Genomic DNA, 6,100 nt, shown 5'->3' with positions numbered 1-6,100 from the left:
ACACTGCCTGCATCTCCTTTGGCAAAGGTACTGGCAGATATCTCAGCACCATCAATAACGGAAAGGTTTTTAGCATTAATATTAATATCTCCTCCTGTTTCACCATCAGTAACAACATTAGCTTTAATGTCTTCACTAACAGTCACATCTCCTCTACTATCAAGAATAATATCTCCCCCACCAATAGTCTTAATACCATCCACATCCTCTCTCACACCTCCAATATTCACATTTCCCACATCAAAAAATATTCCACCACTACCAGAAACTGCCTCTAAATTTTCTACATTCAACCGCAAAGGTGCATCAATTAAACCTATTCCTCCATCCCCAGAAGTTTGAAATAAAACNAGAAACTGCCTCTAAATTTTCTACATTCAACCGCAAAGGTGCATCAATTAAACCTATTCCTCCATCCCCAGAAGTTTGAAATAAAACACCCCCCGCATTTATCAAAGAATTCTCAGAAACTCTAGCAATATTTCCCCCATTAGCATTAACTAAAACCTGCCCAGTTGTTGTTAAATTTGCCAGATTTATATCTCCTACTTCTCCTAAATTTCCTAACTGAATATTAATTGTTCCACTTCCAGAATTTAACGTCGTTCCATCTAATTGATTTATCGAAGCTTTTCCGTTACTCCGGTTAGCCAAATTCATCTCATCATTATTACCAAATAATTCAATCTTTCCATTGACAATTGATGTATCAATATCCGCATTTAGATTAATACTTCTACCTGCTTTNATCTCATCATTATTACCAAATAATTCAATCTTTCCATTGACAATTGATGTATCAATATCCGCATTTAGATTAATACTTCTACCTGCTTTAAATTCTACAAATCCAGGAGTTTCTATTAAATTATCAACTGTTATATCGTTATTAGCTAAAACAAGAAAATTACTTTCTGACTCTTGCTCTTGAGTTGATAATACAATATTTCCCGAAACAAATACATTTCCTGGTGTATCGGCAATTATTGTATTATCTGTTAATACCAATTCACCATTACTATTAACTATAATAGATGTGGCATTATTTTCTGATCCACCTGTTAATAATTGTGGTAAAGATAGAGCGTCTAAATTAGAAATATCTTCTATTCTGGAATCTACTTCTAAACTTAATAAATGTCCTGGTTGAGATATTCTCAAGACACTACCACCTTCTACTGCTGCGATGGTAAGATTTCCGTTTGTTGTCGAAAGTTCTCCAGTATTAATAACTGTTCTACCTAATAAAGTAAGNTTATTGTATTATCTGTTAATTCTAATTCACCATTACTATTAACTATAATAGATGTGGCATTATTTTCTGATCCACCTGTTAATAATTGTGGTAAAGATAGAGCGTCTAAATTAGAAATATCTTCTATTCTGGAATCTACTTCTAAACTTAATAAATGTCCTGGTTGAGATATTCTCAAGACACTACCACCTTCTACTGCTGCGATGGTAATATTTCCATTTGTTGTGGAGAGTTGCCCAGTATTAATAATTGTTCCACCTAATAAAGTAAGGTTTTCTCCAGAGTGTAAATTTCCTTCATTAACTATTGCGCCTGGGTTAGAAACATTAAATCTATAGCCACTGGGGTTTCCGACTAAATTAGAGTAGTCGTTGGTGCCCATAGCTTTAAACCAGTAATTGTTGTTGTCAAAACCAATACCAGTAGCAGTAGTAACGCTGAATGAAGCGGGTATGTTGAGGCTGGCATTTGGACCGAACATTATGCCTGCGGGGTTCATTAAGAAGAGGTTAGAGTTACCACCGATGACTTGAATGAGACCATTAATATAAGAAGCACCTCCTGTAACTCGCCCCAGAATGTTTTGGGTGTCTGGGGTAGTAAGGAAATTTGCGGTTTGGCCAGAGTTAACATTAAATTGGTCAAAACTGTGAAAGAGATTAGCTCCACTACGAGTCCCACCTTCGATGTTAAATTGGTTCCCTTGGGGGGTGACAGTTGTTCCTGTGCCATCGTTAGCTGGAGTAATAGGTTGGGAATTGGCGGGAGGAGCTACGGCCAATGTGCCTAAAATTATGGCTAAAGCAGTTGTATTATAACAATCTAATTTAATGTTTTTCATTACAAATCCTGAGCTATTGTAGTAGTGAAAAAATCAAGGAATTAGTAGAAACACTCTGTTTATTAATTGACAATGGATAATTATGCTCAAAAATAATTATCCATTATACAGTATATTTTTTTTTAGCCTGCGTCCGCAGCGACTGGAACGGAGTGGAAGGTTTGCGGAGCATTCCGGAACGGATAGCAATCTCGAGGTTTCACGAGATTGCTTCCTATTGTCGCTGCGGACGACTTTTCAACCGAATTTTATATCAAACATCAAAAAAAATTCTCCACCCTTGCAGAAATAAAGATGGAGAATATTGCAGGTTGAGTCAGGCAAATAAACTAAATCAATTTAACATCTGGATACTCAGCAATCATATCATCAGAATTCAAAGTATCCCCACTTGCTTGAGGAGTCCACAGCACTTCAACAGCTAATAACTGTTCGCTAGAAATAGAACCCATTTGACTCAAAGCACGCCTTAAATCTTCTGTACTATTAATAGTTGGTAATATTAATTTCCCTTGAGTACCCACAATAAGAGTAACTACAATATATTCCCCTGGAGCTTCTGGTTGCTGAGTCACCAGTTCGCCATTAGTGTCACTAACTGGCAAAGAAGTTTGAGCATCTTTAGAAATTAATTGATTATTGTAGTTAGAAAGGGTTTCCTCAGAAAACTTACTACGTTCAGTCAGAGCATACTGATTAAATTTTGCCTCCGCCGAGTCTAACCTTGCTTGTTCACTGTTGGCAGCACCATAACTCCAATATTCGGGATGACGCAATAAAGATAATGTTGTTTCTTGGAGAACTTGCACTCTACCAGCAGCAGAACCAGTATCAGCATTTTCAGCTATTCTATCAAGGTCTGTTTGTAAACTTCTAGCTTCTGCCAATAAACCAACTTGTACACGACCAACAGAAACAGTCGGGTTATCATTGTTATAGTTTTCAAACTCATCTCCTTCAGTTGCTCTGCGGAAACTACTAACTAAGAAATTAGCGATCGCGATAAAAATCAAAATTGTAAATAAGCTGCCAAACCCACCGAAACCAAAGAAAGGTATTAAGAAGGGAAAACCAAAACCGCCCCCTCGATAATAACCACCTCCTCTATAATAACCACCTCCGGGACCACGAGTAGGTGATGTATAGCTGCGACTTGGCATTCTAAAGGAGCCACCGCCCATGCGCCCTCCACTTCGAGCGGCCATTGCTGCATCAGCTTGACTGAAAACTAAGGTTAGAACTAACCCAATGACAAAAAATGATTTGAGAATACCTTTAATTTTGGAAAGCAGTTTTTTACTCATAAGTAATTGTTAATTATTGCTATACATATTTAATGTACCCCTTCCTCTCTAGACTGTGCAGTTATATCTAGTTATTTAATTATTGGGATATCCCTACTTGATAACTCAAAATTTAAAATTCAAAAGTCAAAAGTTGTTTATAAATGCTCCAACTTAGTCAGGAATTACTTCTGAATTCTAAACTTTGGGTAGTGCTATATCTAAAATTTATTCTAAATTTCAAAAATAATAAGGAGACTTATAAATCTGGCGTTGGTGATGCGTAGCTATAATTTGTCTGGCATTCTAGAAACCAGGTTTGTATTAGATGCCGATATATATTAACATCTATCTCCAACAAACCCGGTTTCTTATAACACGATCTTTAGATTTCAGATCTCGGTTCACCAACGCCATAAATTTATAAATTGCTGTAAGGGTTTGGAGACCAAACCCCTACTCACCTCATATAACTTCAACTTCTGACTTCCCCTCCACCGGAGGGGTTAGGGGTGGGTTGACTTCTGTCTCCAACAAACCCGGTCTCTTATAACACGATCTTTAATATTTCAGATCTCGGTTCACCAACGCCATAAATCTATAAATTGCTGTAAGGGTTTGGAGACCAAACCCCTACTAACGTCATATAATCTCAACTTCTGACTTCCCCTCCCAGGAGGGGTTAGGGGTGGGTTGACTTCTGACTTCTAACTTCATGCAACACCCCCTCCAACAATAGTAACTATTTCCAATTTATCCCCTGGCTGCATTTCTGTTTTATCCCAAAATTGTCTATGTAGAATTTCCCCATTATATTCTACAGCTACCAAACGGGGATTTAATCCCAACTCTTCCAGGAAATTTGGTAAGAGTGTCTGGGGTAAACAAGTACGAGTTTCTCCATTAACTTTGAGTGTAATTTGATTTGACATTAGACATCTCCAATAATGAAAAATAAAACCAATTATCCCACTTTTATTCATCAACTATTTCTCCCTACTCCTTGCTCCCTAATGCCTCTTTTCTAGAGATATATATTCTGATTTCAGCAATTAATAATGCAAGAATTATTTAATTATTAATTCTTCAAGGAAGGCTAAAAATATTAATTATTGGCGTTGATTAATCAAGGTATGAAAATAAAACTTGAACAATCTCAAATATTTGTTATTCAATAGTTTAGGAATTACCAAAAAATACAAATCATACCCTGATTTACCAAGCACTAATTATTAATTATTAATTATCAATTATCAATTATCAATTATTAATTATTCTGTAGCCTAGACTTTTTCGGGTAATATATTATGAGAACGTAGAGCTTGATAACGATTTAGTTGAGAAAGAAAATATTGAGTTACCAAAGTAGGTTGTTCTGCCTGCATAATTGCCCTAACTACAGATACACGCTCCGCACCAGAAGATAGAACCTCATCACAATTTTGCATATCAATTCCACCAATAGCAAACCAGGGAATAGGACAATTTTTAATAGCATAATTAACATATTCTAAGCCTGCTGCTGGTTTATCTAATTTAGTAGGAGTTTCATAGACTGGTCCTACTCCAATATAATCTGCTTCTTCCTGAATTGCTCGCCTCATCTCTTCTGGGTTGGTAGTAGAACGCCCTATTAGTTTCTGAGGGCCAAGCAATTGTCTAGCAAGATTAATAGGTATATCATTTTGTCCTAGATGAACTCCATCTGCATCAACAGCGATCGCCAAGTCTACTCGGTCATTAACAATAAATAGAGCGCCATAACGACGACAAATTTGACAAAGTTTTTGTGCTTCTGTCAATCTTGTTACGTCATCTGCTGTTTTGTTTCGATATTGGACAAGAGTTAATCCCCCCTGAAGAGCAGCTTCTACTATCTCAGTTAATTTATCTTGAGGTGAAGTGACAAGGTACAAGTAAGAGTTTTGCAGTTGTTGATTTCTTTGATAAGCAAGAAGCCCACTTTCAATAGTATAAACTCGGTAACGTATTTGTTTACAAGCAGAAGCCATCTGGGAATTATAAATTTTTCCATATTCTTCTAGAACTCTGAGTGCTTCTTCTAAACGACAGAAGTTAACTTGTAGAAGTTGTTGAACATCTGAGCGGTGTTCTTCGTGTGGATGAGTCAATTCCGTACCAGGGTCGCCGGGGGTATTGCGGGACATTCTCAGTTCTGTGCCATGCCAACTCCCAATCTCTTGACGTAATTGTTTACACTCATTGGCCAAATTAATACTATTGAGGCCAAAGCGACACCATTCTTCAATAATTCTCAGTCCTTCCCGCGCCCTGTCTAAGTTGGCATCTAGAATTCGACGAACGGCAGGTTGTACATTTTTATCCCAATTATATTTATCGCCCATAAAAATTATCCTATAAATTTTAATCCTAGTTTGTATTTATCAAAATAACTATAATCTTGAATCTTTTTCGGAGAGCTTTTCCTGTATTATTTATTTGGAAAAATACACCGTCAATCAGAATCTTAAAATCTAATTGCTGCTGATTTTTTAGTTTCTTTTCTGTCAAATTTTCATAGTCTACCTCAGTTAGTTGCTGCCGAGCTTTTTGTTTTCTTTCTGCAACATTTTCATAATTTACCTCAGTTAATTTCTGCNTCGGTTTTCTTTCTGCAATATTTTCATAGTCTAATTCGGTTAGTTGCTGCCGAGCTTTTTGTTTGATTTCTGTAACTTTTTCATGGTCTGACTCAGTTAA

4 protein-coding genes are annotated in these 6,100 nt (G+C 36.6%); all 4 read right to left on the bottom strand.

Annotated elements, in window-relative coordinates:
• Positions 1-1,255: 1,255 nt before the first annotated feature.
• Positions 1,256-2,096 (bottom strand): filamentous hemagglutinin N-terminal domain-containing protein (locus tag AFK68_RS14710; protein ID WP_143437887.1); only part of this gene is annotated, 841 nt, incomplete at its 3' end.
• Positions 2,097-2,425: 329 nt separating this feature from the next.
• Complete coding sequence (locus AFK68_RS14705; RefSeq protein WP_094673450.1) at positions 2,426-3,400, bottom strand: DUF1517 domain-containing protein; 975 nt, start codon at positions 3,398-3,400, stop codon at positions 2,426-2,428.
• 692 nt (positions 3,401-4,092) lie between these two features.
• Positions 4,093-4,311, bottom strand: a complete 219-nt coding sequence (gene thiS, locus AFK68_RS14700) for a sulfur carrier protein ThiS (protein ID WP_094673453.1) — start codon at positions 4,309-4,311, stop codon at positions 4,093-4,095.
• A 351-nt stretch (positions 4,312-4,662) separates the two neighbouring features.
• Positions 4,663-5,745 (bottom strand): thiamine phosphate synthase, encoded by a 1,083-nt coding sequence (locus AFK68_RS14695; protein WP_094673449.1) that lies wholly within the window; start codon positions 5,743-5,745, stop codon positions 4,663-4,665.
• Positions 5,746-6,100: the final 355 nt, after the last annotated feature.

The sequence above is a fragment of the Hydrocoleum sp. CS-953 genome (assembly GCF_002260545.1).
Taxonomy (GTDB): Bacteria; Cyanobacteriota; Cyanobacteriia; order Cyanobacteriales; family Microcoleaceae; genus Trichodesmium.
This window is presented reverse-complemented; position numbering and strand designations above follow the sequence as displayed.

What these genes read in the sequence shown, in the direction of transcription:
- AFK68_RS14695 (WP_094673449.1), bottom strand. Translation starts at nt 5,745, where the DNA reads ATGGGCGATAAATATAATTGGGATAAAAATGTACAACCTGCCGTTCGT.
- thiS (WP_094673453.1), bottom strand. Translation starts at nt 4,311, where the DNA reads ATGTCAAATCAAATTACACTCAAAGTTAATGGAGAAACTCGTACTTGT.
- AFK68_RS14705 (WP_094673450.1), bottom strand. Translation starts at nt 3,400, where the DNA reads ATGAGTAAAAAACTGCTTTCCAAAATTAAAGGTATTCTCAAATCATTT.